Origin of the sequence: Alteromonas profundi, assembly GCF_010500865.1 — a bacterium.
Taxonomy (GTDB): domain Bacteria; phylum Pseudomonadota; class Gammaproteobacteria; order Enterobacterales; family Alteromonadaceae; genus Alteromonas; species Alteromonas profundi.
Window position 1 is genome coordinate 26,637 of sequence record NZ_JAAAWN010000008.1, and the last position, 25,003, is coordinate 51,639.

Sequence of the window (25,003 nt, forward strand, 5' to 3'; positions counted from 1 at the left end):
GATGTGGTAGTGAATTATGGATTTGATGCGCTAGACTGGCAGAATACTTTGCTGTTTGCTTACAACTGGACTGACACGAAAGTAGAGCGGGTTAGTTTATACCCCACCTTGGTTGGCGGTGAAATGGTGATGCAGCCAAATCTTACGCCGCAGCGAATACGCATGTTAGAAGATAATTTGCCCGCTCACCGGGGAAGTATTACGCTTGAACAGCAAAATGAAGCGTTTAACTTAACCTGGCGGCTAAATTACTATGGCGAGTTTTATGAAGACCACTTAGATGCATCGGCCGGCATGGATATTATGGGAAGTGATACGCTTACAATGGATGCGCAGATAGCCTGGCACTATTCACCTACACTGCTTTACACCTTAGGTGCACAAAATTTGTTTGATAGCACGCCTGATGTGAACCCTTATCGTTATGAAGTAGGTTCGTTATACCCGCCTACGTCTCCGGGCGGTATTAATGGTGCTTTCTATTATTTAGGTATGCAATACCGTTTCAACTAGATTGTTGCTAAGACTAAAAGACACTAAATTTGCTATTTTGTGTGTATGAACGGCGAAGAGGGGATAACGGGGTATAAACTATAGGGGGGGGATTCTGGAATTCCACTCTATTACGAGGTAAAAATAGCAGTGCTAGATTTACCCTACATTCTTGAACATGGAGTCGTCAATAATAGTTTGGTCAATAATCTGTTGCGCCATTTGGATGCATTTACCGCATTGAGAGCCTAGCTCTAACTGCTGACGTAACTCACGCATATTGCCTACGCCATCTTCTTGTACCGCAGCGCGTATGCTTTTGTCGGTCACTCCGTAGCACATACATACAAACATGAATTCATACTCCAAATAAGTCTGTAAATGATAATAATTGCTATTTCGTATCAATGCAAGGGCGTTTGGTTAATTTTTATCGCTCGGGCGGCCTAAAAATGAACTATATCAACGTGCAATAAACCCGTTATAAAAAATGCCCAGCGCTTCTGTTTTGCGAAACCATTGGTACGATGAGTGAGGATTGTTCTATAAGCCGCTTGTTATTTGATAAGCGCGCACCAATTTACTTACTAGGTACTTATACGCCTTCGTAAACACGCGTTTGTTTAGTTAGGTAGCTAAAAGCCCGCACGCGGTTGCGGGCCCCTATTTGCAAAAATAAAACTAAAGGAATTAATAATGAGCGTACTTGTAGGTCGTCCGGCACCAGATTTTACTGCCGCTGCTGTATTGGGTAATGGTGAAATTGTTGACAGCTTCACCTTAAGCGAAGCTATAAAAGGAAAGAAGGCGGTGGTGTTCTTTTATCCATTAGACTTTACCTTCGTATGCCCCTCGGAGCTAATTGCGTTTGATAAGCGATTAGAAGAATTTAACAAACGTGGTGTCGAAGTTATAGGCGTATCCATCGATTCTCAGTTTTCTCACTTTGCTTGGCGTAACACCCCTGTAAACGAGGGCGGTATCGGTCCGGTAAGATACCCACTGGTCGCCGATGTTAAACACGAAATTTGTCAGGCCTATGACGTTGAGCACCCAGATGCGGGGGTTGCCTTTCGTGGTTCATTCTTGATTGACGAAGAAGGTATGGTGCGCCATCAAGTAGTAAATGACTTACCGCTAGGTAGAAATATAGATGAAATGCTTCGAATGGTTGATGCTTTGTCTTTCCACGAAGAGCACGGTGAGGTTTGCCCAGCAGGGTGGACGCAAGGTCAAGCAGGCATGGACGCATCGCCAGAAGGGGTAGCCAAATACCTTTCAGAAGAAGCGGATAAGCTGTAATAGTTTCAAACGCTAAAAAGTGCCGTAAGGCAAACCAAGGCTTATACATGGCGCTCACGAGGGGGTTCGAAAGAACGCCCTCGTCGTATGTTAGTGAAGGCCCCAATATACTTCTGTATTCTCGTTGCGGTAGCATCCTTCCAAATCAGCGTCATTAATTATTTTTGTCATTTTATCACCGTTACCACAGATAAAAGTGCAGTAGCTATCCCAATGCCTTCTGCAGGGCGTTTTCTCTATACTTGCTCGGAAAGCGGCCAGCCGCCTAAAGCCTTATAGCGGTTTATCATATAACAAAATAACTCAGTGGTTTTTTGTGCATCATAAAGCGCGCTGTGGGCTTCTTTTTGATCAAATTCAACCCCTGCCGCGCGGCAGGCTTTCACTAGTACAGTTTGCCCCAAAGAAAGCCCCGCTAGGCTGGTGGTATCAAACGATACGAAAGGGTGGAAGGGTGTACGTTTTATATTGCAACGTGCTATAGCAGCGTTAACAAAGCTTTGGTCAAATGTGGCGTTGTGAGCAACGATAACAGAGCGTTGGCAATCGGCTTCTTTTTGTGCTTTTCGTATCCCTTTGCATAATGCTTTCATTGCCTCACTTTCTTCAATCGCGCCACGCAATGCGCAGTTAGGATCTATGCCGTTAAATTCTAGCGCAGCGGGTTCTAAATTGGCGCCTTCGAACGGTTCTATATGATAATGAAAGGTTTGGTCGGGATGAAGAATACCCTCGTCATCCATCTTTACTGTCACGGCGGCAATTTCCAATAGCGCATCGCTCTGGGCATTAAACCCAGCAGTTTCAACGTCGATAACTACGGGGAAATAACCTCTAAAGCGGTGAGATAAAGAATGAGAAGACTCTGACATATTGACTCTTTATAGCTGAACGGGTGTGAGGAAACATACACTAAGACAATCCCAGCGCATATCAATGCAAGGCTGGATTATCGCAAGGAAAACCAAGGGTATCCAGTTTTGATTGGTATTCACAGCGGTTCTTTTTAAACATTGATGGTATATCAGGCTAAACTTTTCGAAACTGAAGACGATATAGACAATACAAGTGCTTTGATAAAAGTATGTATTTGGTTAAGTGAGATAGAGTTGTGCAACGTAAATTATGTTTTCTTCTTAGTATCATGTTCACAGCGTCTGCAGGTGCAGCGATGCGTCAGTATGCCGCCACGGTAGAAACATCCACATGGGAAGTTGAAAATGCTTCGCGTTTAGAATGTACCCTAAATCACGATTTACCTGGCTACGGAGAGGCACTGTTTACAAGTAAAGCGTCAAAGCAGCTGAATATGGAATTTGAGTTAGATATGCATTTATTGCCAAATAACGTTGGCATGGCTGCCGTGTATTCAGTGCCACCAAAATGGATGCCTGGGGTAGCGCCTAAAACTATCGCAGATATGACCATTCGAAAACAGTATAATGGCGACCTGCCGCAAGATGCTGCATGGACCATGTTGTCTGAATTAGAAAAAGGGTTCTGGCCAACCATTTATTATAAAGATTGGTATAATAAATACGATGACGTAAGCGTAGCGCTTAATGCAAGTAATTTTGCCAACGTTTATCGCGAGTTTGTAAGCTGTGTTTCTAATTTACTTCCCTATAACTTCGACGACATCGCGTATACTGTTTTATCTTATCAAAAGAATTCCACTGAATTGTCTAAGTATTCGCAAAAAAGATTAACTATGATTGGTGAATACTTAAAAGAGGATGCTGACTTAGAGCTAATTTTGTTAGACGGATACACAGACAGTTATGGCGGCAGATGGAACAACGAGCAGTTGTCTATACGCCGTGCAAATGAAGTGAAAACCTACCTAAGTACCCTTGGCGTTCCCGAAGATAGAATTCAAATTACCGGTCATGGCGAAAAACGTCACATTGCTTTAAATGATACTCGGGAGTCTCGCGCCCAGAACCGCCGCGTGATAGTAAGGCTTTCGAAAGGGTAGCCGCTTCAAAGAGTAACCTTTTGAACAGATACGGCTTACCTATAGGGTAAGCCTTTTCAATGAAGCCTCTGGTTTTAAAAAATGAATTACCGGTTAGTATTGAGCCTATTTTTTACCGGCGGTATATGGTCGGTAAACACACCGTCGGCCTTAACGGTGTTTATTAAAATTGTGAGTAATTCTTCCTCACTTATGCCCGGCAATAGCGCATCTTTACGAAATGTATAGGGATGTAGTAACAATTGCTGCTCGTGGGCAAAAGCAAGCCAGGGTTGTGCTTTCACTGTGCCTTGCTTTAACGCGTTAGTATCGATTATGTGGCCCAACCAAGGGCCAATGCCATCCACGTATTTCGCTGCCTCCCTCATACCCGCTTCGCTTCGTATGTAATTAAAATCTGTGGCAGACTCTTGCCAGCTATTTTCGCCAATTAATAACACCAGTTTCCCCTTATAACCTAGTTCATTTCGAAGCCGTTTTAATTCATCAAAATCGAAACTTTGAACATAGCTATTAGCATTAGAACCAGCAAAATTAAAACGTTTTAAAGTCGATAGTACGAGCGCACTGATATCGATGCCTTGCGCTTGATGCCATGCTGGTGACTTTATTTCAGGGTAGACGCCAATATTGGTACTGAATTGACGGTTTAACTCGGTGATAAGCTCTAGGTGCTCGGCAAAGGTAGCTACAGTAAAATTAGCGTGTTGGCCCTGGTAGCGTGACGTGAATACTTGCTCACCCTTGCGATCCGTGCGTTCATGTACGCGCAACCGGCGTAGCTCTGACAACGTAAAATCCACTGCATAGTACCGCCCGTCGCTTCTGGCGCGCTTAGGATAAACCGTTTCTACATTGGTCACGGTGTCTAAGTGGATATCGTGCAATACGATAGGAACGCCGTCCTTGGTGGCAACCACATCCTGTTCTATAAAATCGGGTTGCTGCGCGAAGGCCAAGGTCGCGGCTTCTAATGTGTGTTCAGGTAAATAGCCAGATGCGCCTCGATGGGCAATGATATCGAAATCATTGGCGAGGTTATATGAACTAAAGAGTAGCGAAGAGGCGAGTAGCGAATAAATAGTGCGTTTTCTCATGGTCGTTCCTTGGCGTTATTTTGCTTGAATTAACTCAATAGCATAACCATCAGGATCACGCACAAAGGCTATGACAGTGGTCCCGCCTTTTACAGGCCCTGGCTTACGGTAAACGTCTGCACCGTGCTTTTCTAAGTTGTCACAAAAATGGTAAATATCGTCAACTTCAATGGCAATGTGCCCATACGCATTCCCTTTGTCATATTTATTCTCGCCCCAATTATAGGTTAACTCTAATACCGTGCTGTCTGCTTCTTCACCATAGCCAACAAAAGCAAGCGTATATTCATACGCCTCGTTATCGCTGCGGCGTAACAATTTCATGCCCATAAGCTCGGTGTAAAAGTGTAAAGAGGCGTCGAGGTTTTCAACACGAAGCATGGTATGTAGCATTCTCATTGGTAGCTCCTTATAAAATTAAAGACAAGTAGACATGGCGCTAGGCGTAACATTTATTCGCCGGGTTCACCGACAAGCGCGCCCTTCAATCGGGCCGTGCTAAGTTACAATAGTGGTCAGATTACTCAAGTTCAAACTAAACGCTAAAAACGCATGATGCATAGCACAAAGACATGCGGATAGAGAGTTTGGATAACACAAGGTATGCCATGGCGTGCTCGTTTCTCTTAGCTGTGTTTTTTATGATTTTGTTACCTCGTTGCTGCCTAATTATAAAATAATAGTGAAAATAGGTTGGACATGGTTCGCCAATATGTGTATTCTACACGGGCTTTAGATATTCAAAGCTTTTTCTACTACTGCGTTGTACCCTCTTAATTCCTTCTATCTGTAATTGAAGTTTTAATAGATATACATTTGCGTTACTAGCTAAGTCCAATCTATTGCTTTTCTGGTGATATTCACCAATTTACTTTAATTACAAAAGGTTACAATTATGTCTAATACAGTTAACGGTACAGTTAAGTGGTTTAACGAAGATAAAGGTTTTGGTTTTCTTACTCAAGACGGTGGCGGTAAAGATGTATTCGTACATTTCCGTTCAATTGCGTCTGACGGTTTTAAAACTCTAGCTGAAGGCCAAGCGGTTAGCTTCAGTGTAGAACAAGGTCAAAAAGGCCTTCAAGCTGCAAACGTTGTTGTTCTTTAAATAGAACTTTAAAATACAACGACAAAAGGCTAAGTTTTTACTTAGCCTTTTTAATATCTGCAATACTAGTATTTTTATTTATTTTTGGTTTGATAAGAACAGAATTTTGAAAGGAATTTTAAAACGAATAAAAAAATAGCAACATTATTATAAAAGAAAAATTATATGTCTCATTCTATTAACGGCGCTTTGCTCCGTACACTTCCCCCCATTTCGACAATCTCAGTAAATAAGTTTAACGTTGTATTTACCGATACAGAATGTCAAAAATCAATTCAGTTTCGAAATAATAAAGATACGAAAGTATTTTTACATTGGTTGCTTAATACCACTGTGGAAAGTATATATTCGTAATTCCTAAGTGCTGTAACGCGATAATTTAGCGAAGTAGCAGCAAACGAAACATTGCCAAAATACCGTATAGAAAAATTTGGGTGTAAAAATACCAAAGGCAATATTTTGGCTGCCTATCCTAATGGCGTATAGCCGAATATTGTTATTTCACTAAGATATGTATATATTTCGCTTGGTCGCATTTTCAGCGGAATGAATAGCCCAGTTAATTTATGGGCAGTTACCTTGGTAGGTAAAAGGAATTAGCGTTTGCTTTCGTATCTTAGAATATCATGGGCCCTATGCTTTTTTAGTTTAGTTACATGTTTTACTGTGCTTGCTGAAGATGATCTGCGCCTGAGTGTCGGTAAACAAATTGTTCAAGACACCCATTTGTGGCGACAGGTTCACCCAGATATTGACCTTAGCGGTATCGATAATGCCGCAGCATTTAAGCGCCTACGGCAAGACTATGAAACGCTTCCGGCTTCCTCCTCGTTAGGGGCAATGTCAGGGGCCTATTTAACTAAGCTAGTGTTACTACCAACACGTAGTGGGCGTTACTTCGTGGTTATTAATGCTAATTTTATCGATGTTGGGGTGGTTTCCTATACTCAGCCACAACAACAAACACCCACGTTTGAAGTATTCTCTCAACTAGCTGACGATACCACGCCCCATTTATTGCATTTTCAAGGTGTAGAGATTCAAGCGCAATTCAACAAACCTATAGTGTTATGGGTGCTTATTGCAGCTAAACACTTTCCTACACCGGTTTCTCTTTCCATATACGATGCTGCCGCATTTCACGAGTTCCAGATTTATAATAACGGGCTAACCATTGCCGCTATTACAATAATGACTTTGCTCGCCTTGCTTGCACTACTGGTATTTGTAAGTACGAAGCAAAAAGTAGCGCTTACGTGTGCAGGCTATCTTGGGCTGCATGGTATAGGTTGGGGGGCAGCATCCGGGCTCATCGACGATATGTTCAATATATCTATCAACAGTACCTATTGGGGAGTGATGCTTTTTCCATTCGCGATAGCGTGTGCCAGTGAATTCGTGTCAGATCTTTTTGATTGTAAAGTAAACCATAAAAAGCTGTTTCGAATTCTGCGTACATTTAGCATAGCAAGCTTAGGAGTGGGACTAGTTATGTGGCTATTGCCCTTTTCTACGGCTTTTTTCCTTTCCCATCTGCTGGCTGTTATGTGGGTGGTGCTAACTCTCACTATTGGCATTAAAATGCTTAAGTTACGAGACTTTCGTGCAAAATACTTTCTCACCGGAAATTTACTTTATAGTCTTGCACTGGTCTATTTCACCGCTGCTCACAGCCGGAATTTTGGTGATCTTCCTTACTCAGAATTGACTGTTGTTTTTGCCCTATCGGTAGATTGTATCTGTATCTTATTGTGCCTAGCCGAGTGGTTTAAGCTCCAACAAATAGAGTTTAATCGTAATTTTCATATGTCTCGCACTGACGAGCTGACTCAATTGGGAAACCGTTTCGCACTTTCTGAATGCGTGACCCAGTTAAAGGGCTATTATGTCGTTGTGTATGTTGACTTAGATGGCCTTAAAACCGTAAACGATTTGGCCGGGCACCAAGAAGGCGATAGGCTTATTGTTGAAACAGCAAGATTAATGCGGCAGTCATTTGCGCGAAGTGGCGATGTATTTCGTTCGGGAGGGGATGAGTTTATCGGTATTCTAAATGTCTCCTCAGCCGAAGAAACAGAAGATGTAACGAAGTTCGCACATGCACGTATGCAGGCAACATCCATAGTCTTAAACAAAGAATGGCCAGGCGCAGGGGTTAGCTTCGGCACTGCAACCAGTGTAGAGCGTAGCACAGCGAACGACTGCATCTCTTTGGCAGATAAACGTATGTACCAATACAAATCAAAAAATAAGAAAATGGCTTAACAGGTTCATGTTGCTCACACAGTATTATTACTGGGTTGGTACGCGATAGGTTTGATACAGGTCGCTACTGTTAGCGGAAGAAGACTTTTGACTGGTTAGTACAATGTTTCCGTTCAACGAAAAATGCCCCTCTTGGCTCTGTATTGTGACAAAGGGCTTTTCCGATTGGTTTTTATAAAATTGAATTTGGTTCTGTTGCCTATCATAAAAGGCAATATGTTGACCACTTTTTCTCACGTTAAATTGCCTACCGTAGAAGGCGGGGACGTTTTCTTTAGGCATTGTAAAGGGAGTAGCGTTACCTCCGCTGTACCATTTGTCGTCCTGGTCTACCCATAACCAATTGTCTGCGACTGCGTGGTACTGAATACTTTTCCATTTAGGGGGTAAGCGCACCATTGAGTTATCTTCCAAATGGTACTCAACTACTTGCCATGTACCATCCAGTTTCACACTAAAGGCAATAACCTTAGGAGACTTAAAAGACACCCCTCTATATTCTTTTTGCGGCAACGGTAACGGTTTGGCTTCCCCCGATTTCACATCTATCACATGTATGGCGTTTAAGGTCAGCGCCGCTATTTTCATTTGATCCGGTGACCACGCTAAATCTAAATAGTGTCTGCCATCTTCAAAGTGTGTAATTTTGCTTCGCTTTTGCGTATTACGGTTAAATAACCATAACTCTTCGTTGCCAGAGCTTAAATTTACATAGGCAGCGTGGTTAGCGTCAGGCGACAATACGGCGAGCCTTTCATCAACACTATCGTTTAGCATCGACACTGATTGTTTGTCTGCCAAATTGTACTCATCTACGTTGACGTTATACGTAAAAGCGGTGAACACATAGTCCACCCCGTTACTGTGGCGCTCAGGTCTATGTAATTGAAGGGGGCCAGTAAATAGAACGGTTTTCTCTCTGCCATCAAGGGTATATTGAACAATGTCTCGGGAAGGGTGCTCTCCCATCAACACAACATGTTGACCATCATGAGACCAAATTCCGCAACAAATATAGGCGTTAAGTTTAAATAACAGGCTTAATTGCTGTGTTTCTAAATCGAGCTGATAGAAGCCTTCCCATTGTTGTTTGTCAGGTGAAGAAATAAGCAGTTTGTTTTCTGTCGGGTGGATATCAAATTGATTATTGCCGGCTAGGTGAATATCAGGCTGAGGGAGCCATTGCGTTGTATAGTCGTCAAGGGAGAGCGAATATAGAGAGTAGGGCATGCCTTGTGCCTGAGACTCAGCAAAAATAAGTAAATTGTCGTTGTGGGTGAATTTTATTCTGCCATAACTGCCTGGGTTACAGGTATAGATAAGCTTTGGGGCAGACATCGACATACCATTAAACTCGCGAATGAAATATTGGCAGCTTTCCGGGTTACCCACTAAATAAACCAATTGAGTACCCGTGTCGTTCCAACTGGCTGGCCCAACGCCTTTTTCTTGTTCATGCTCAATTTCTACTTGTTCGCCAGACAGGGTGTTTTTCACATAAAGCCGAAACTTTTCACCATCATGGTTCATGTAGGTGAGGCGGACGCCATCGGCAGCAAAGCTTGGAAAATACTCACTGCCTTTATTCGATGTTATGGCTTTCGCTGATAGAACGGCGGGTGCTACAGACGGTTTCAAAAAAGAAAACCAAGCCAGAATGCATATAGCGCAAAGCAGAAATATAAAGAGGTAACGCTGGGCTTTTGATTGTTTAGGTAAATGGGGCGTTTGCTGAGTGTCGCCGGTGTGAGCTGCAGTGATTTGGCTCGCGCCTGCAACAAATCGATAGCCTCTTTTGGGCACGGTGACAATAAACGCTGGATTACGCGCATCATCTTTGAGCGCTTTTCTAAGTTTAGTTACGAGTTTGCTAACGGTATTATCACTAACAAACCGACCCCGCCAAACCTCTTCCAATAATTGTTCTTTACTGACAACAAGGTTTTGATGGCGACAAAAGTAAGCTAAAAGTTCGCTTGTCATTGGCTCTAGTCGAACCGCACCATGTTCTTTGGTTAAGGTTTGTTGATGTTCACAAAACTCAAAACCTTTTATTTTCCAGCGCATACTATTCCATTGTTGCCAAAAAAGTTCTTTTAAATCAAAGAAGTCACAAAAAGTCATAACTATTCATTTCATAGTCAGGACTTCACCTTACCCACTTTATACAGTGAAACCACAATTACACTTTATAGAGATAGCACACGAATGAAAAAAATAAGTCTCATGAGAGCGATGATCTTTTTGATCAGTATATCACTAAACTTTTCGCAAAATACTTACGCTGATACACACCCTGAAAACACGTACACAATGTCTGACATTATCGCATCTACCGATTTAAGTCAGGCAGATAACATTGAAAAAATACTGTCATCAGAAGAACTGAAAAGAGATTTACGTGCATTTGCACGATCTCTAACCCAGGGTGATATTGTGAAGCAAAGCCTGTTCAACAGAATAGCCTTGCTGTCTTTAAGGGATGAATTAGATCACATCAATGAAACGGTTACCCAATCTAACCTTGGTGTCGAATTTATTCACTATCAGTTATTTCATCAAACCCGTTTGGCACTAAAAAACAAAACACGAACACAGCCAGCCTTCGCTGACGATACGCAGGGGTTGCAGGGGTTAATAACACATCAATTTGAACGTCTCAGTGACGAGGAGTTTGTGCAGATGTCGTTGGCCCTTGGGTGGTCAGTGCCCAATGCTGAAAGCTATGTGGTGAACGTATACAAGCAGCTTCAGGGTAAGCGTTTATTGTCACAAAGTGACATGATGAATATTGCGGTGAATACCCATTTGTATCATGTGCTGAATAGGGTGATCCCCGTTGCCAATAAAGTGATTAAGCAAGAGCAAGATAGGCGATTTATTATTCAACCTGACGTGTTGATAACCCTTGAAAATGACATCGAATTGTCGGCCACTATTGTCAGGCGCCGAGGCCAAAAAATGCCTAATACCACAGCGTTGCAATTCACTATTTATGCTGACGAAAAGGCGCATATAAAAACGGCCATGCACGCCGCTGCACATGGATACATTGGTATGGTAGCCAATTCACGGGGCAAGCGTTCAAGCAGTAATGCTATTGTTCCTTGGGAGCACGAAGGAGAAGATGCGGCCGCGCTTATTCATTGGATAACCAAGCAGCAGTGGAGCAATAAGAATGTGGTTATGTATGGCGGCAGCTACAATGGTTTTACGCAATGGGCGACGGCTAAGCATATGCCAAAAGGGCTGAAAGCAATGGCACCTTATGTGGCGGCAAATTTGATCACTGGCTTACCTTATGAAAATAACATTGCCTTAACCGGAAATTTTCAATGGCCGCTATATGCAACCAATAATAAGACGTTAGACAATAGCGTTTATAACGATTGGCAGCGCACAAACGCGGTTATCTCTGAGTTATACACCAGTGGTCGGCCCATGGTAGATATTGATGACATAGCAAACAGGCCTAGCCCTTGGTTACAAAAATGGTTAGCACACCCAGAAGATGATGCCTTTTATCAGCGTATGGTTCCCCATCAGGAGGAATACAAAGCGGTAGACATCCCGGTATTAACCATTACTGGGTACTTTGAAGGGGGGCAAATTTCAGCCCTTAACTATTTAAATGAACACTATAAATACAATGACCAGGCCAACCACGCGTTATTAATTGGCCCATATAACCATTGGTCGGCACAAAATAAACCCCGCTCGCATCATGGGAATTATAAGCTTGACCCTGTGGCACTTGAAAAAGACACGGAAGAAGTGGTTTTTGCGTGGTTTGATCACCTCTTGAAGGGAGCAAAAAAACCAACGTTAGTGCAAAGTAAGGTGAATTATCAAGTTATGGGGGCGAATGAATGGCGGTTTGCCGACTCGCTGCGTGAGTTGAATCAACACACGGTAAGCTTTTACATACAAAAAAACACGCCGAATAAGATGCAAACATATTCGCTAGGCCGCGTTGTGCCATTACGCTCGCAGCAATACATCGAACAGGTTATTGATTTAGCTGACAGAAGCGAGCAACGAAACCTGGCGCCTAGACAGGTTATTGGCAGCCGCATCGACAAGCAAGGTGGGATACAAATAGAAACCGACGTGTTCGAACAAGATATGGAATTAACCGGGGCTATCACAGGCTATTTCGATATTGAGGTTAATAAACACGATGTTGATATTGGTTTTAATTATTATGAAGTGACCAGAAATGGCGAAGTATTTCACCTCAATAATTATCGCAGTAGAGCGAGTTATGCCGACGATATGGGCAGCAGAAGGTTGCTTACTCCCCACAAAAAGCGGCGCGTTCCAATTGTGAATGCACGTTTTACGTCAAAGCTTATCGAAAAAGGCAGTCAACTCGTTTTGGTTTTAAATGTGAATAAGAATATGGACGCTCAGGTAAACTTAGGGACGGGGAAATCAGTCAATCACGAGGATATTTCACAAGCGGGTGAACCATTAACACTGAAATGGTATTTATCGTCACAAATCAATCTTCCCCTTAAGCCATGGGTGAAGAGCGAATAAATCGTACTTCACCCATGGCTGTTGGATGAAATAAATGTTTATCGCTTCATTGGTGTAATTTGAGGTTTAGCGGGTATTGCTAGACGCGACACGTTCAAATTTTGCTCCCCCGTGTTTTGCTTGTTTTTAACATGATGAAAAAAGTTGTGATTATTTCTTGGCCGCTGCGAATAATGAGATAACAAGGTTTGATAAGGGGGATCTGGCGGCTAAAAAAGTCGTAGTGGAGAAGTGTATAAAGAGGGGGGCGAGCCCACATATTCATAAATACGAGTATGTGATTGGATTATGGTAACGGATGGAGTGGCGAGCGTGAATGAACAAACCTAAGAAAACGCTTTTTGCTGAAGCTATGGAGCAACATAAGGGCATTGTATTTAAAATTGTGAATTCATATTGCCAAAATCGAGATGAGCGGCAAGACCTTGCGCAAGAAATACTTACAACCATGTGGCTTGCTTATGATAACTACGACAACGAACACAAATTTTCTACCTGGATGTACCGCATTGCATTAAATGTCGCCATTTCTTACTACCGCAAAGACAGTAAGCGAGTAGGCAGAGCAAGTGAAGATGAAGAATGTCTTGTTCACATTGCTGACTTCTCACAACAAGAAGAGCGAGGCGAGGAGGTGATGTTGCTATATCGATTCATAGGGCAACTGGATACGTTAAATAAAGCCATCATGCTGCTTTATTTGGAAAGTGAGCCGTATGACAGCATCGCACATAGTTTGGGAATGAGTAAAACCAATGTCGCTACACGCATTAGCCGAATTAAAGAGACATTAAAAAAACAGTTTGAATCACAGGATGTTTAATATGAATTTAGATAACTTCAAAGAAACGTGGCAGCAGCAAAATAGCGATACAGCAGCCATTACGATTAACCAAACAATGCTGACCGATATGAAAGTAAATAAACAAATGAAAGCGCTCAATAATATGAAGTGGGCGCGAATTATTGAGGGTGTCGCGTTCTTCGCTATTATTGTTCTTTTGGGGCAGTATATCGCTACTGACTTTAGTCTTTCAGCGCCCACCATATCGGCCGTTGTTTTAACTATTTTTGCTATTGTTGGGCTGGCGGGAAACATTGGTCAAATCGTGCTAATTTCAAAAATTGATTACGCCAAGCCGGTTAGCCAGCTGCAAAAAGATATTTACCGAGTCTGTTCACATAAACTACAACTGACTAAGCTGTTACTGATGTCAGTACCTTTTTATCTGGCGTATGTATTTATAGGGTTCGATGTACTGGTGGGAATTGACTTGTTTCCACATTTAGAGCAACACATGATTTGGATTTATTCTTTATTATCACTACTGCTTTTGGTTGTAACCACCACGCTGCTAACTAAATTACACTACGACAATATTGAGATTTCATGGGTTAAAAACACCATTAGAGTTATTGTGGGAGAGCGTTTAGTCAATATGGCTCAATTTATTAATAATATTGAATCTACCCACCGCTAACCGCCACGCTGTGGTTCTACTCTTCTAGCCTTAACGCCAATGCAGTACGCAGACAGCTTAAGGCTGGGTTTATTTTTTACCACATGAGATTAGGCGTTGAGGCTCAGTTGCCAGTACCCAACATCTAACCACTGATTAAATTTAAAGCCTACCTTAGAAAAATGCGCAACTTTTTCCATACCTAGTTTTTCATGCAAGCCAACACTCGCTGGATTTGGCAAGGTTACGCCACCAATGACACTGTTTATTCCGAGAGTTTTCAGCTTATTAAGCAGCGACGTGTATAACACTGTACCTAAGCCTTTTCCTTGAAACTCATTAGAAAGGTAAATTGTTGACTCTACAGAAAAGCGATAAGCGCTTCGTTCCTTCCATTTCGTAGCATACGCATACCCAATAATCGTCTCGTCTATCACTGCCACAATCCAAGGCAAATTAGCCTCTACTACTTTTTTTAGCCGAATAGACATATCTTCATCTGAAACATAGCCCTCTTCAAACGTAGTGCATGTATTAACAACATAAAAATTGTATATTTCGGCAATGCGTGAGGAATCATCTAAAACAGCATCTCTTATTATCATTTAACGAACCTTGTTGCTTAAATTTCTGAGGTGGCCTTATTCTTAGACATCACACAAATGGTGAATAATGCACGAACTAGAGCGTGGTTTGCGCGCAATACACGTATAGCGGCTATTTAGAATAAGCCAAGGGAATACGTCTACTTTAAACACTTTAGGTAGTATTTTCAGTAGCTTTTCTTCTACTTTTTCTACGGTTTTACCCATTGCTAACTTTGTACAGTTGTTTACCCGATAAATGTGGGTGTCTATGGCGTTGGTTCGGCTTGTTTCGACCGCCAAACATCAACTACCCTGAATATTCAAAATTGTGGTATTTTTGCTGAACGCTCATCTCCTTGTGTATTTCTTATAGAAATGTGTTAATTCAGTAGCGTGTATCTGGTAACGAAGCACTAATTATCATAACCCTAGTTGTAGTTGTGATTTATTTACCTTATCTTTTCCGTCCTCATAGAAAAAAGTGGGCTTCACAATATATAAAAGGTAGCGCTTGGAAGCGCTAATCAGCGACCTGCTAGTTTAATCTCTAGCAAACTAACTCGTTTCTAGCAGCAGTTAAAAAGAAACCAAAGGAAAATTTGTGTTGAGAAGTCTCCTCCCACCTAAGTTTACCGTTAAATTTGTAGTAATTTTCATTAGTTGTTGCGTAGTTAATGGTATTGCGTCTGCGGATAATGTTGATGACTTTCTGCTGGCCAAGATGAGAGAACATGATATTCCTGGCTTGCAACTTGCCGTTATCCAACACAATAAAGTGGTAAAATCCGCGAGTTATGGTATCGCTAATATTCAAGATGGTGTCAAAGTAGACAAGGATACTGTCTTTAACATTGCATCGATGACGAAAGCGTTCACTTGCGTGGCTGTAATGCAACTGGTTGAACAGGGTAAGGTTGATTTACATGCTTCTATTTCAACGTATATTGAAGGTTTACCCACGTCGTGGAAAAAAATCACTGTTAATCAAATATTAACGCATAGTTCTGGTTTGCCAGACGTTATGAATGAGGGCTTTTACCTCATTGATAGCGCCGGTGAAGAACCATCATGGCAGGCGGTAAAACAAAGAGAAGTCTTGTTTGAACCGGGAGAGGCATTTCATTACAACCAAACTAATTATCTGCTAGCAGGACAAATTATCCAAAGGGTGAGTGGCAATAGTTATTCTACTTTGATTGAAGGGTTTCAGCTAAAAAAAGTAGGCATGATTAGAACACAAGCCGCAGGTTTTGCTCATTTTGAGAATGTTAATCAGCATCAAGCAATAGATTATAGATACAACCAGCAGGGCAGTTTGACTAATGTATTAACTTATTTTCCAGCAATGATTCGTGCAGGAGCAGGGATGAGTTCTACTGCCAATGAGCTAGCTGCTTGGAGTATTGCCTTGAAAAAAGGTTTGTTTTTCGAAAACAAAACGAGTTTACAAACGTTATGGCAAGAAGCTGCGCTCAATAGCGATCTTTGGACAAAAGAGAATCCTAATATGCACCCTTATGCATTGGGATGGTATAGGGTAAATAGACCATTAAACAAGAAAATGGTCACCGCTGGAGGTGGGCAGTCAGCCCTAGTAATTTATCCCGAAGATGCTCTGTCGATTGTGATTCTAACTAATCTTGCAGGCACAAAACCAGAAAACCTGATGGATGAAATTGCTCAGTTTTATCTAGAGGACTTTGGCTTATCGAAAAAGATGAAGCTGCTTAAACATCAACTTGAGCTACAGGGGTATGAGAACCCGTTAGAGGTGGCTAAGGCACTTAGCATTAAGCAAAACATGCATTTTGAGTCAGGCGAGTTACACCATTTTGCAGAATTGCTGGTCAAACATGATAGGAGCAAGCAAGCCCACGCAATATTTAGCCTTAACAATCAGTTATTTTCTAACGTCATATTGAATGAAGAAACCCTTAATGAGTATGTTGGTGTTTATGAGTTAGCTGATTTCTCAATACATGTTAGCCGCAAGAGTCATGCGCTGTTTATCACTGCAACAGGCGAGGCTACCGTGCCTATTTTCGCAGTGACAGATAGCCAATTTGTGTTAAAGCAGGTTAATGCATCGATTACCTTTGAGAAAGATGACAGAGGTAAGGTAAAAGGGCTGACATTAAATTTAAATAATCAAGATTTGCCAGGGAAAAAAGTTAACTAACAAGGATAAATTACTTGCTACTTCCTCCTATCGCTAACAAAAATAAGTAGGGCAGTCACTCTTTTGAAAACGTTGTTTTAATTCACAGCCTCGCATTCGAGAGGCTTTTTTGAGTACAATTCATGCAAAGTTTACTCGCCTAGCTATACTGCTAAGGTTTTGTATTTATTATTTTTTATCGAGCAGCTATTATGGCTCGTAGTGTCGTTGAATGTATATGCAGGCACGATACTATGATCCAGTTATCGGTAATACCCCAATAATCCGGTAGGTCTTATTTAGTCGCATATCTTTGCGAATATTGAATTACTCAGTTTTATCTTTAAACTCACACAAATCTTCGATAATACAAGAACCACAGCGTGGTTTGCGCGCGATACAGGTATAGCGGCCGTGCAAAATCAGCCAATGATGTACATCTACTTTAAATTCTTTGGGCACCACTTTTAAAAGCTTTTCCTCTACCTTTTCGACGGTTTTACCCATAGCAAATTTGGTACGGTTGCTGACGCGGTAAATATGCGTGTCTACGGCAATAGTAGGCCAGCCGAAGGCAGTATTTAAAACAACATTGGCTGTTTTTCTACCTACTCCGGGTAATGCTTCGAGTGCTTCGCGGCTTTCTGGTACTTCACCGTTGTGCTTTTCAACTAAAATCTCACTCAGTCGATGCACATTTTTGGCTTTGGAATTATAAAGGCCAATAGTTTTTATATATTGAGTAAGGCCTTCTACGCCTAAGTCGGCGATGGCTTGTGGTGTATTGGCCACCGGAAAAAGTTTGTCAGTTGCTTTATTAACACCCACGTCGGTTGATTGGGCCGATAAGGTAACGGCGACTAACAACTCAAAGGGCGTAGAGAAGTTAAGCTCTGTGGTGGGGTGCGGGTTAGCATCTCGTAGGCGAGTCAATATTTCCCGGCGTTTAACGTTGTTCATTTAGATCTAAATTCCTACCTGACTACTATTTTTTGTGCTTTATTATTTAGGTACTTTCAGCTGTAACCCGAGCGCGGGTGGCTTTTGGTGTAACGGCGCTACTTTTTGCGGCGATACGCGCATCAATCATATTTTTAATGGCAATCAGTAACCCCATGCCTAAAAATGCGCCAGGGGGAAGAATGGCGAGCAAAAAGGGTGAGTCAGTTGTAAATAACTGAATACCCCATTGATCTGCTATCGGGCCAAATAAGCGGTCGGCGCCGCTAAACAAGGTACCAGCACCTAATATTTCACGCATTCCCCCTAGTATAACCAGTACAAGCGTGAAGCCGAGCCCCATCATTAAACCATCAAAAGCAGCAGGCACTGGCCCGTTTTTTGAGGCATAAGCTTCCGCTCGGCCAATAATGGCGCAGTTTGTAACGATCAGTGGAATAAAGATACCTAGGGCAAGATAAAGCTCATAGGTGTATGCATTCATCAATAATTGAATAATCGTAACAAACGCAGCGATAATCATGACAAACACTGGTATACGTATTTCGTTACGCACTACATTTCGAACCAGCGATACGGTGATATTGCTGCCCACGAGTACTAAGGTGGTGGCAATGCCAAGACCTAATCCGTTAATGAATGTAGCGGTTACTGCAAGCAATGGACATAACCCTAGCAACTGCACAAGCGCTGGGTTGTTTTTCCAAATACCTTGTAAGCTTAAGTCTTTAAATTCATTCATTAACTTTCACCGTGTTGGGACACTTCGCCTTGCTGGCATACGTTGGGAGCTGAATAGAGTGAGGTTTGCTCGTTTTCAACAAATAGCAGCGCATTTTTTACGGCACTCACTACTGCCCGAGGGGTGATGGTTGCGCCGGTAAACTGATCAAATTCGCCACCATCTTTCTTTACTTGCCAAGAACTTAGCGACTCTTCATCAAAAACTTTACCGGAAAACTGCGTAATCCAATCACTTATTGCTAATTCTATCTTATCGCCGAGGCCCGGCGTCTCTTGGTGTTCGATAACCCGTACCCCTAGCACTTGCATGCTGGTGTCCACACCAATAACCATGTGAATATTGCCGCTGTAGCCATTAGGCGCTGTCGCTTCTACAACTAACGCCTGAGGCTTATCACCGGTTCTAGCGCGGTAAATAAGGTGTGGCTCTAGATTTCCTAGCAAAGGAGAAACTACTTCAGCACAGTCGGCATATAAAGTGTTATCGTGCAATCTGCTAGGCACGACTTCGTTTAGTACGCTAAGTAGCTTTTGTTTTTGCTGTTGCTCTATGCGAGGGGCCGTGGCGTAAAACGTTACGGCAATAAGAGCAGTAGTAACTACTGCAAACGCGCCCAACATAAAACCGTTTTTTGTAAGAGTTTGGTTCATTGCTTACTCTCTTGATGTTTTGGTGCGTTTTACTCGCCCGTAAGTGCGTGGTTTTGTGTAGTAGTCGATAAGAGGCACCGTCATATTCATAATTATCACGGCAAATGCCATAGCATCAGGATAACCGCCAAAAGTACGGATTATTATTACCCAAAAACCAATAGCGGCCCCAAAAATAAGCCGGCCGCGGGGCGTTGTAGAGGCCGAAACAGGATCAGTGGCAATAAAAAAGGCACCGATCATAACCGCCCCGTTCATCAGGTGAAAAACGGGGGAAGCAAAGTGATCACTATCTACAAGGTATAGCAAAAAAGAAAACAAGCTAACCGCGGCCAATAAACTGCCTGGAATATGCCAGCTAATTACTTTAAGCCTTATCAAGGCTAACCCACCTAATAAATAGGCTAAACTCACATAACCCCAGCCCGCTCCGGCTGCGTCAAACCAGCCACCATCAAAAATGGGTTTAGTTAAGGTTTCCGAATAGGTTAAGCCTTGCGTAAGATTCGTTCTTAATGTGTCTAAAGGTGTTGCCATGGTTACCCCATCAGCCACAGTTCTTAACTGTGCTACGTCATAGCCACTGGTGGTGAAGCCGGTAAAAATAAGTGAAACGGCGTCAAAAAACGAGGGGGTAATGCTGGCATGTGTGACAGGCACCAGCCATAAACTCATGGCAGCGGGAAATGATATTAGCAATACTACATAAGCGATCATCGCCGGATTAAAAATGTTAAACCCTAGCCCGCCATAGACTTGCTTGGCTACACCAATAGCAAAGAATACGCCTGTGACTGTCATCCACCATGGGAGAGTAGGGGGAATGCTAACCGCTATGAGTAACCCAGTGAGTACTGCAGAGTAATCGGTAAGCGTTCGTTCAATAGGGCGTTTTCGAAGCCATAAAATTACACCTTCGATAACCACAGCGCTTACTACGGCTAGCAAGGATTGAATGAGTACACCCCAGCCAAAGAAATAGGCCTGCGTTAAAATACCTGGCACCATAGCGTAAATAACTAAGCGCATAATTTGCCCAGTGTCTCGTCTTACGCGTTGGTGAGGGGAACTCGATAAGGTTAGTTTCATGATTCTTTCTCGCGTTCAGCCTGCGCCTTTTTTGCTTTCGCTTTTGCTATAGCTGCGGCAATACGTGCTTTTTTCTCTTCCGCCTGATTACGACTATTATTCTCGGTCTCGCTGGTAGGCTGAGAGGTGTGTATGGCGTCACTGTCACTGCCGCTAGTATCTTGGGTTGTTTGCTGTTTTTTAGCCTTTGCTTTTGCTACTGCAGCGGCAATGCGCGCTTTCTTCTTAGTCGCTTCTTCATCGTGGCTCTGCGTCGAAGTATCGTCAGTTTCCATCGCGGATTCCTCCTCAGCTAATTGCTTTTTCGCTTTCGCCTTGGCAATTGCTGCGGCTACCCGTGCATTTTTATCGTTTGTTTGAGCCTCGGGTGTGCTTCCAGGCTCCCTTTCCAAAGTATCTTCTTGTTGAGCGGCTTTCTTCGCTTTGGCACGTGCTACAGCTGCTGCGATACGGGCTTTTTTGTCTTCTTGCTGCACATCGGCTTTACCATCCGTGTGTGTATTGTTTTCGTTGGTTTCTCTTCCTGACGATGGAGCGATACCTTGTTGAGCGGCTTTTTTGGCTTTCGCCCGTGCCACCGCTGCCGCTATGCGGGCCTTTTTATCATCTTGCGGTGTACTCGTCTCACCATCTACCTGAGGTTGGCCTTGGTTTGGGGCATTTTCGTCCACATCGTGGGCAGGGGAAGTGAGGCCGGAGTGCGGTTGCGTTTGTTGCTGGGCCTTGGCTGCCTTTTTAGCTTTAGCACGAGCGATTGCCGCGGCTACCTGCGCTTTTTTATCGTCGGCTTCATTGGCCTTGGCAGCCGCTAGCTTTTCTCTCTCCGCGCTTTCTTCGTTCGCTTTAGGGGCATTTTGCTCTGCTTGTAATGCCGCTTTTTTAGCTTTAGCGCGAGCTAACGCCGCGGCAACCTTATCTTTTGCATTGGTGGGCGTTGAACTTTCACCCTGGGCAGAAGCCGTGGTGCTAGTACTATTAGCTTTATTTTTATTCGCTGCTAAACGTGCTTCTTTGGCTTTGCGGTGTTTTTCTTCACGTTCGCGTTTTTCACGTTCTAAGCGTTCTTTTCGCGCTTCAAATCGCTGTTTCGCTTTTTCGGCTTTATTACGTTCATCTCGCTCTAGGCGAATCTCAGATTTCGCCTTACGATAATAGTGAACTAACGGTATCTCGCTTGGGCAAACATACGCGCATGCTCCGCATTCTATACAATCAAATAAATCGTATTCTTCAGCTTTGTCATATTCTTTGGCCTTTGCGTGCCAAAATATTTGCTGAGGTAGTAGTGAAGCTGGGCATGCGTCGGCACATGCACTACACCGAATGCAAGGGCGTTCAGCGTCCTCCGGAGCCAGTTCTTTTTTACCCGGAACTAATAAACAGTTTGTGGTTTTAATAATAGGAATAGTGGCGTCTGCTAATGCGAACCCCATCATCGGGCCACCCATTATAACTCTGGGGCTCGATTGTTTTTTAGCCACGTAATCAGCGGCAGTTAACAAATGTTCTACCGGGGTACCTAGCAACGCCCTAAAATTCTTTGGTTGCTTTACGGCTTCACCTGTAACGGTGACAATTCGCTCTATAAGCGGCTTTCCGTTAAGAATTGCATCAGCTACGGCATAGCAGGTTCCCACGTTAAACATGAGTACACCAACATCTGCAGGCAACCCATTTCTTGGTACTTCGCGTCCGGTGAGCACTTGAATAAGTTGCTTTTCGCCCCCAGCAGGGTACTTAGTTTCAACGCTGATAACACGGTAGTCATCTTTATCTTGGCAAGCAATATTTAGCGCTTCTATTGCTTCGGGTTTGTTGTCTTCAACAGCGATAACAATCGCTTTCGGGTTAATAAGGTGGCTTAGCACATCAAGGCCTTGACGAATTTGCCATGCATGTTCCCGCATTAAGCGATCGTCAGAGGTAATATAAGGCTCGCATTCCACCCCATTTATCACGAGAAATTCAATTGGCTTGCTACTCGCCGCTTTAATATGAGTAGGAAAACCGGCCCCCCCCATGCCTGAAATGCCTGCCTGACAGATAGCTTCGACAATTTTGTCTTTCTCTAACGCTTGGTAGTTAGTTAATGGGGTGAGTTCGCCCCAGGTGTCTTTACCATCAGGCTTTATGCTTACGCACATTTCAGTAAGGCCACTGGGGTGCGCCACCACATGGGGTGCTATAGCAACAACTTCACCCGATGTGGGGGCGTGAATGGGCACCGAATAAGGAGTAGTGGTAGTACAAAGTGGCTGGCCTTTATATACGTAGTCGCCTACATTTACGCTACACATTCCTTCTGACCCCACGTGTTGGCGTAAGGGAAGGGTTAAAATCTGTGGCAAAGGAGGCTGCTCAATTATTGCTGTATTCGATAATGCTTTCTTATCGTCTGGATGCACGCCGCCGGGGAAAGAAAAGAGCTTTCCAGCGTTAAGGGCATCGATGATGTGGTCAAAACTTGGATACTTCAACGCTTAAGACACCATTTTAATAGGAATGTCACCTTTAGGTGACGAGGAGAAATCCCACTTCCATGTAGCCGTAGTTTCCGTAACCGGAACCATATCTATACAGTCGACAGGGCAGGGGTCTACACATAAGTCACAACCTGTGCATTCTTCAGTAATTACTGTATGCATGTGTTTCGCAGCGCCAAGAATGGCATCCACCGGACAGGCTTGAATGCATTTTGTGCAGCCAATACATTCATCTTCACGAATGAAGGCTACTTTTTTAATATCTTCCTCACCGTGTGCGCCATCTAAGGGCTTAGGTTCAACACCCATTAAGTCGGCAAGTTTTTTTATGGTACTTTCACCACCGGGTGGGCATTTGTTGATCTCATCGCCATTAGCGATAGCTTCTGCATAGGGACGGCAGCCTGGGTAGCCGCACTGGCCACACTGTGTTTGTGGCAGTACGTCATCAATCTGGTCAACCAAGGGGTCGCTTTCCACTTTAAAGCGAACACTAGCGTACCCTAATATAAGGCCGAATATAAGCGCCAAGGCGCCGATAGCAACAATAGCGTAAGTCATCGTCATTATACGTTCACCAACCCACTAAAGCCCATGAATGCTAACGACATAAGGCCTGCCGTAATCATTGCAATCGAAGCGCCCCTAAAAGATACAGGAACGTCGGCGGCGGCTAATCGTTCCCGCATTGCAGCAAATAGCACAAGTACAAGGGAGAACCCCGCTGCTGCACCAAATCCATATATAAGGCTTTCGATGAAAGTATGTTGCTCGGTAAGGTTCAATAAGGCTACCCCTAAAACCGCACAATTAGTGGTAATAAGAGGAAGAAAGATGCCCAATAGGCGGTAAAGTGTTGGACTGGTCTTATGTACCACCATTTCGGTAAACTGCACGACCACAGCAATAACCAGTATAAATGCTAATGTGCGCAGGTATCCGATACCCAATGGGGCAAGAAGGTAGGTTTCTACTAAATAACTCGTTGCTGAAGCGAGGGTAAGCACAAAGGTGGTAGCCATTGACATGCCCATGGCGGTCTCAAGTTTACTGGATACGCCCATAAACGGGCATAGTCCGAGAAACTTCACGAGCACAAAGTTGTTTACGAGCACCGTGCCTATTAGTAACAATAAAAAATCAGTCATGAATATAACAAGTCCGATTAGGAGCGTTGTGGGCTAAGCCAATATGAATTTACATTTACGTCGCTATTATCGCTTTTTAGAATCAGATTAACAACTTGATCGAATTAGGGTTATTTAATATTTTTAATTAGGAATTTGTGCGCTAGGTATAGCTGAAGAGATAATGCATATTTGTGAGCCAACTAAGTGGCTCCCCCTCCCCGACTCGAACGGGGGACCTGCGGATTAACAGTCCGTCGCTCTAACCAACTGAGCTAAGGGGGAAACGACACCTAAGTTGTTGAAGAAAAGTTGGCTCCCCCTCCCCGACTCGAACGGGGGACCTGCGGATTAACAGTCCGTCGCTCTAACCAACTGAGCTAAGGGGGACCTGCTTTTCAACGGGGGCGAATGTTAAAGAGGTCGGCGGTTTCTGTCAACAATCTTCCGCACTTTTTTGTGTTAAATGGACAAAAAATAGCTTTTCGCGGGTTTTGTGCTTAATTATCCACCAAGCGTTAGAAAAATACGCTTGTTTAATGAACAGAGGCCGCGAAAAGTTGATTACACAGCGTTTGAGAGAAACGACATTCCCGAGAATTATACTTTTTAAAGTTAATGCTGCTTTCTTTTGAGTCCTATAACAAAAAAGAATAATAAACATTTTGATTACTGGTATTATATACAGCTATTCATGAATCTGTAACCTAACGCTACGTAGCACAAGGTTAGTCCTTACTTACCTAAAGTTGTGAACAGAGGCGAAAGAATAGCGCCACTACTGGCGTGTAGCTAGTTATCCACTAAATCTGTGGATAAGTGTGTTGATAGCTGAGATTAACCGTTCAATTGGTCATGATCATAAGTGCAATGATCGAGCGTCGGGTACTGATTGGATAAGGTATTTCTTAGCAATATCAGTTGTTTATTTTATTTTAAATGATCGCCGCGATAGATCTT

The 25,003-nt window shown here is 43.2% G+C and carries 22 protein-coding genes, 2 tRNA genes and 1 pseudogene; 9 read left to right on the forward strand and 16 right to left on the reverse strand.

Annotated elements, in window-relative coordinates; translation table 11 throughout:
* Positions 1-3: 3 nt before the first annotated feature.
* Positions 4-513, forward strand: a complete 510-nt coding sequence (locus GTH32_RS19715; RefSeq protein WP_343033401.1) for a porin family protein — start codon at positions 4-6, stop codon at positions 511-513.
* Between the two features lie 138 nt (positions 514-651).
* Here GTH32_RS19715 and GTH32_RS07725 read toward each other — a convergent pair whose 3' ends face one another.
* Positions 652-846 (reverse strand): bacterioferritin-associated ferredoxin, encoded by a 195-nt coding sequence (locus GTH32_RS07725; protein WP_163084666.1) that lies wholly within the window; start codon positions 844-846, stop codon positions 652-654.
* Between the two features lie 342 nt (positions 847-1,188).
* Here GTH32_RS07725 and GTH32_RS07730 point away from each other — a divergent pair, with 342 nt between their 5' ends.
* Positions 1,189-1,794 (forward strand): peroxiredoxin, encoded by a 606-nt coding sequence (locus tag GTH32_RS07730; RefSeq protein ID WP_163084667.1) that lies wholly within the window; start codon positions 1,189-1,191, stop codon positions 1,792-1,794.
* A 236-nt stretch (positions 1,795-2,030) separates the two neighbouring features.
* Here GTH32_RS07730 and rnt read toward each other — a convergent pair whose 3' ends face one another.
* The gene (gene rnt, locus GTH32_RS07735; RefSeq protein WP_163084668.1) at positions 2,031-2,666 is read right to left on the reverse strand and encodes a ribonuclease T; all 636 of its coding nucleotides are present in this window, start codon (positions 2,664-2,666) and stop codon (positions 2,031-2,033) included.
* A 272-nt stretch (positions 2,667-2,938) separates the two neighbouring features.
* Between rnt and GTH32_RS07740 the strand changes: the two genes are divergently transcribed.
* On the forward strand, positions 2,939-3,772 hold the full coding sequence (locus GTH32_RS07740; RefSeq protein ID WP_163084764.1) for a flagellar protein MotY: 834 nt from the start codon (positions 2,939-2,941) through the stop codon (positions 3,770-3,772).
* Positions 3,773-3,858: 86 nt separating this feature from the next.
* Here the strand turns inward: GTH32_RS07740 and glpQ are convergent, their stop codons facing one another.
* On the reverse strand, positions 3,859-4,869 hold the full coding sequence (glpQ, locus tag GTH32_RS07745; RefSeq protein ID WP_163084669.1) for a glycerophosphodiester phosphodiesterase: 1,011 nt from the start codon (positions 4,867-4,869) through the stop codon (positions 3,859-3,861).
* 15 nt (positions 4,870-4,884) lie between these two features.
* A complete protein-coding gene (gene gloA / locus GTH32_RS07750; RefSeq protein ID WP_163084670.1) occupies positions 4,885-5,268 on the reverse strand; it encodes a lactoylglutathione lyase in 384 nt (127 codons plus the stop codon).
* A gap of 496 nt (positions 5,269-5,764) precedes the next feature.
* Between gloA and cspE the strand changes: the two genes are divergently transcribed.
* On the forward strand, positions 5,765-5,977 hold the full coding sequence (gene cspE, locus GTH32_RS07755; protein ID WP_163084671.1) for a transcription antiterminator/RNA stability regulator CspE: 213 nt from the start codon (positions 5,765-5,767) through the stop codon (positions 5,975-5,977).
* A gap of 666 nt (positions 5,978-6,643) precedes the next feature.
* Positions 6,644-8,242 carry a GGDEF domain-containing protein gene (locus tag GTH32_RS07760; RefSeq protein ID WP_343033402.1) on the forward strand — a complete coding sequence of 533 codons (1,599 nt, stop codon included), beginning with the start codon at positions 6,644-6,646 and terminating at the stop codon, positions 8,240-8,242.
* 27 nt (positions 8,243-8,269) lie between these two features.
* Here GTH32_RS07760 and GTH32_RS07765 read toward each other — a convergent pair whose 3' ends face one another.
* The gene (locus tag GTH32_RS07765; protein ID WP_163084672.1) at positions 8,270-10,366 is read right to left on the reverse strand and encodes a winged helix-turn-helix domain-containing protein; all 2,097 of its coding nucleotides are present in this window, start codon (positions 10,364-10,366) and stop codon (positions 8,270-8,272) included.
* A gap of 84 nt (positions 10,367-10,450) precedes the next feature.
* On the opposite strand from GTH32_RS07765, the gene GTH32_RS07770 reads away from it, so the two are divergent.
* The 3 genes from GTH32_RS07770 (at position 10,451) to GTH32_RS07780 (ending at position 14,265) form a co-directional block, all read left to right on the forward strand.
* On the forward strand, positions 10,451-12,784 hold the full coding sequence (locus GTH32_RS07770) for a CocE/NonD family hydrolase (RefSeq protein WP_163084673.1): 2,334 nt from the start codon (positions 10,451-10,453) through the stop codon (positions 12,782-12,784).
* A 316-nt stretch (positions 12,785-13,100) separates the two neighbouring features.
* Positions 13,101-13,607, forward strand: coding sequence for an RNA polymerase sigma factor (locus tag GTH32_RS07775; protein WP_163084674.1), 507 nt, complete (start codon positions 13,101-13,103; stop codon positions 13,605-13,607).
* Between the two features lies 1 nt (position 13,608).
* Positions 13,609-14,265, forward strand: coding sequence for a hypothetical protein (locus tag GTH32_RS07780; RefSeq protein ID WP_163084675.1), 657 nt, complete (start codon positions 13,609-13,611; stop codon positions 14,263-14,265).
* Positions 14,266-14,354: 89 nt separating this feature from the next.
* Here the strand turns inward: GTH32_RS07780 and GTH32_RS07785 are convergent, their stop codons facing one another.
* Together GTH32_RS07785 and GTH32_RS07790 are read right to left on the reverse strand one after the other, a co-directional pair.
* Positions 14,355-14,849 (reverse strand): GNAT family N-acetyltransferase, encoded by a 495-nt coding sequence (locus tag GTH32_RS07785; RefSeq protein ID WP_203565412.1) that lies wholly within the window; start codon positions 14,847-14,849, stop codon positions 14,355-14,357.
* 42 nt (positions 14,850-14,891) lie between these two features.
* Positions 14,892-15,110, reverse strand: a pseudogene (locus tag GTH32_RS07790) (endonuclease III); the annotation flags it as partial.
* A gap of 322 nt (positions 15,111-15,432) precedes the next feature.
* On the opposite strand from GTH32_RS07790, the gene GTH32_RS07795 reads away from it, so the two are divergent.
* Positions 15,433-17,010 carry a serine hydrolase gene (locus GTH32_RS07795; RefSeq protein ID WP_163084676.1) on the forward strand — a complete coding sequence of 526 codons (1,578 nt, stop codon included), beginning with the start codon at positions 15,433-15,435 and terminating at the stop codon, positions 17,008-17,010.
* Positions 17,011-17,316: 306 nt separating this feature from the next.
* Here the strand turns inward: GTH32_RS07795 and nth are convergent, their stop codons facing one another.
* The 9 genes from nth to GTH32_RS07840 all read right to left on the reverse strand — a co-directional run bounded on the left by nth (position 17,317) and on the right by GTH32_RS07840 (position 24,433).
* Positions 17,317-17,949 carry an endonuclease III gene (gene nth / locus GTH32_RS07800; protein WP_163084677.1) on the reverse strand — a complete coding sequence of 211 codons (633 nt, stop codon included), beginning with the start codon at positions 17,947-17,949 and terminating at the stop codon, positions 17,317-17,319.
* A gap of 46 nt (positions 17,950-17,995) precedes the next feature.
* Entirely contained in the window at positions 17,996-18,691 is a 696-nt protein-coding gene (locus GTH32_RS07805; RefSeq protein ID WP_163084678.1) for an electron transport complex subunit E, read from the reverse strand.
* A complete protein-coding gene (gene rsxG, locus GTH32_RS07810) occupies positions 18,691-19,344 on the reverse strand; it encodes an electron transport complex subunit RsxG (protein ID WP_163084679.1) in 654 nt (217 codons plus the stop codon). Before rsxG ends, GTH32_RS07805 begins: the two co-directional genes overlap by 1 nt.
* A 3-nt stretch (positions 19,345-19,347) precedes the next feature.
* Positions 19,348-20,433, reverse strand: coding sequence for an electron transport complex subunit RsxD (gene rsxD / locus GTH32_RS07815; protein WP_163084680.1), 1,086 nt, complete (start codon positions 20,431-20,433; stop codon positions 19,348-19,350).
* Positions 20,430-22,910 carry an electron transport complex subunit RsxC gene (gene rsxC / locus GTH32_RS07820; RefSeq protein ID WP_163084681.1) on the reverse strand — a complete coding sequence of 827 codons (2,481 nt, stop codon included), beginning with the start codon at positions 22,908-22,910 and terminating at the stop codon, positions 20,430-20,432. Before rsxC ends, rsxD begins: the two co-directional genes overlap by 4 nt.
* Before the next feature lie 3 nt (positions 22,911-22,913).
* A complete protein-coding gene (gene rsxB, locus GTH32_RS07825; protein ID WP_163084682.1) occupies positions 22,914-23,483 on the reverse strand; it encodes an electron transport complex subunit RsxB in 570 nt (189 codons plus the stop codon).
* The gene (rsxA, locus tag GTH32_RS07830) at positions 23,483-24,064 is read right to left on the reverse strand and encodes an electron transport complex subunit RsxA (protein WP_163084683.1); all 582 of its coding nucleotides are present in this window, start codon (positions 24,062-24,064) and stop codon (positions 23,483-23,485) included. The genes rsxB and rsxA overlap by 1 nt, the downstream gene beginning before the upstream one ends.
* A gap of 187 nt (positions 24,065-24,251) precedes the next feature.
* A tRNA-Asn gene (locus GTH32_RS07835) sits at positions 24,252-24,328 on the reverse strand.
* A 28-nt stretch (positions 24,329-24,356) separates the two neighbouring features.
* Positions 24,357-24,433: transfer RNA gene (locus tag GTH32_RS07840), tRNA-Asn, on the reverse strand.
* Positions 24,434-25,003 lie beyond the last annotated feature (570 nt).

Bases quoted from the DNA above. Each gene is read 5' to 3' on its own strand.
- GTH32_RS07725 (WP_163084666.1), bottom strand. From the start codon at position 846: ATGTTTGTATGTATGTGCTACGGAGTGACCGACAAAAGCATACGCGCT.
- GTH32_RS07730 (WP_163084667.1), top strand. From the start codon at position 1,189: ATGAGCGTACTTGTAGGTCGTCCGGCACCAGATTTTACTGCCGCTGCT.
- rnt (WP_163084668.1), bottom strand. From the start codon at position 2,666: ATGTCAGAGTCTTCTCATTCTTTATCTCACCGCTTTAGAGGTTATTTC.
- GTH32_RS07740 (WP_163084764.1), top strand. From the start codon at position 2,939: ATGTTCACAGCGTCTGCAGGTGCAGCGATGCGTCAGTATGCCGCCACG.
- glpQ (WP_163084669.1), bottom strand. From the start codon at position 4,869: ATGAGAAAACGCACTATTTATTCGCTACTCGCCTCTTCGCTACTCTTT.
- gloA (WP_163084670.1), bottom strand. From the start codon at position 5,268: ATGAGAATGCTACATACCATGCTTCGTGTTGAAAACCTCGACGCCTCT.
- cspE (WP_163084671.1), top strand. From the start codon at position 5,765: ATGTCTAATACAGTTAACGGTACAGTTAAGTGGTTTAACGAAGATAAA.
- GTH32_RS07765 (WP_163084672.1), bottom strand. From the start codon at position 10,366: ATGACTTTTTGTGACTTCTTTGATTTAAAAGAACTTTTTTGGCAACAA.
- GTH32_RS07770 (WP_163084673.1), top strand. From the start codon at position 10,451: ATGAAAAAAATAAGTCTCATGAGAGCGATGATCTTTTTGATCAGTATA.
- GTH32_RS07775 (WP_163084674.1), top strand. From the start codon at position 13,101: ATGAACAAACCTAAGAAAACGCTTTTTGCTGAAGCTATGGAGCAACAT.
- GTH32_RS07780 (WP_163084675.1), top strand. From the start codon at position 13,609: ATGAATTTAGATAACTTCAAAGAAACGTGGCAGCAGCAAAATAGCGAT.
- GTH32_RS07785 (WP_203565412.1), bottom strand. From the start codon at position 14,849: ATGATAATAAGAGATGCTGTTTTAGATGATTCCTCACGCATTGCCGAA.
- nth (WP_163084677.1), bottom strand. From the start codon at position 17,949: ATGAACAACGTTAAACGCCGGGAAATATTGACTCGCCTACGAGATGCT.
- GTH32_RS07805 (WP_163084678.1), bottom strand. From the start codon at position 18,691: ATGAATGAATTTAAAGACTTAAGCTTACAAGGTATTTGGAAAAACAAC.
- rsxG (WP_163084679.1), bottom strand. From the start codon at position 19,344: ATGAACCAAACTCTTACAAAAAACGGTTTTATGTTGGGCGCGTTTGCA.
- rsxD (WP_163084680.1), bottom strand. From the start codon at position 20,433: ATGAAACTAACCTTATCGAGTTCCCCTCACCAACGCGTAAGACGAGAC.
- rsxB (WP_163084682.1), bottom strand. From the start codon at position 23,483: ATGACGATGACTTACGCTATTGTTGCTATCGGCGCCTTGGCGCTTATA.
- rsxA (WP_163084683.1), bottom strand. From the start codon at position 24,064: ATGACTGATTTTTTATTGTTACTAATAGGCACGGTGCTCGTAAACAAC.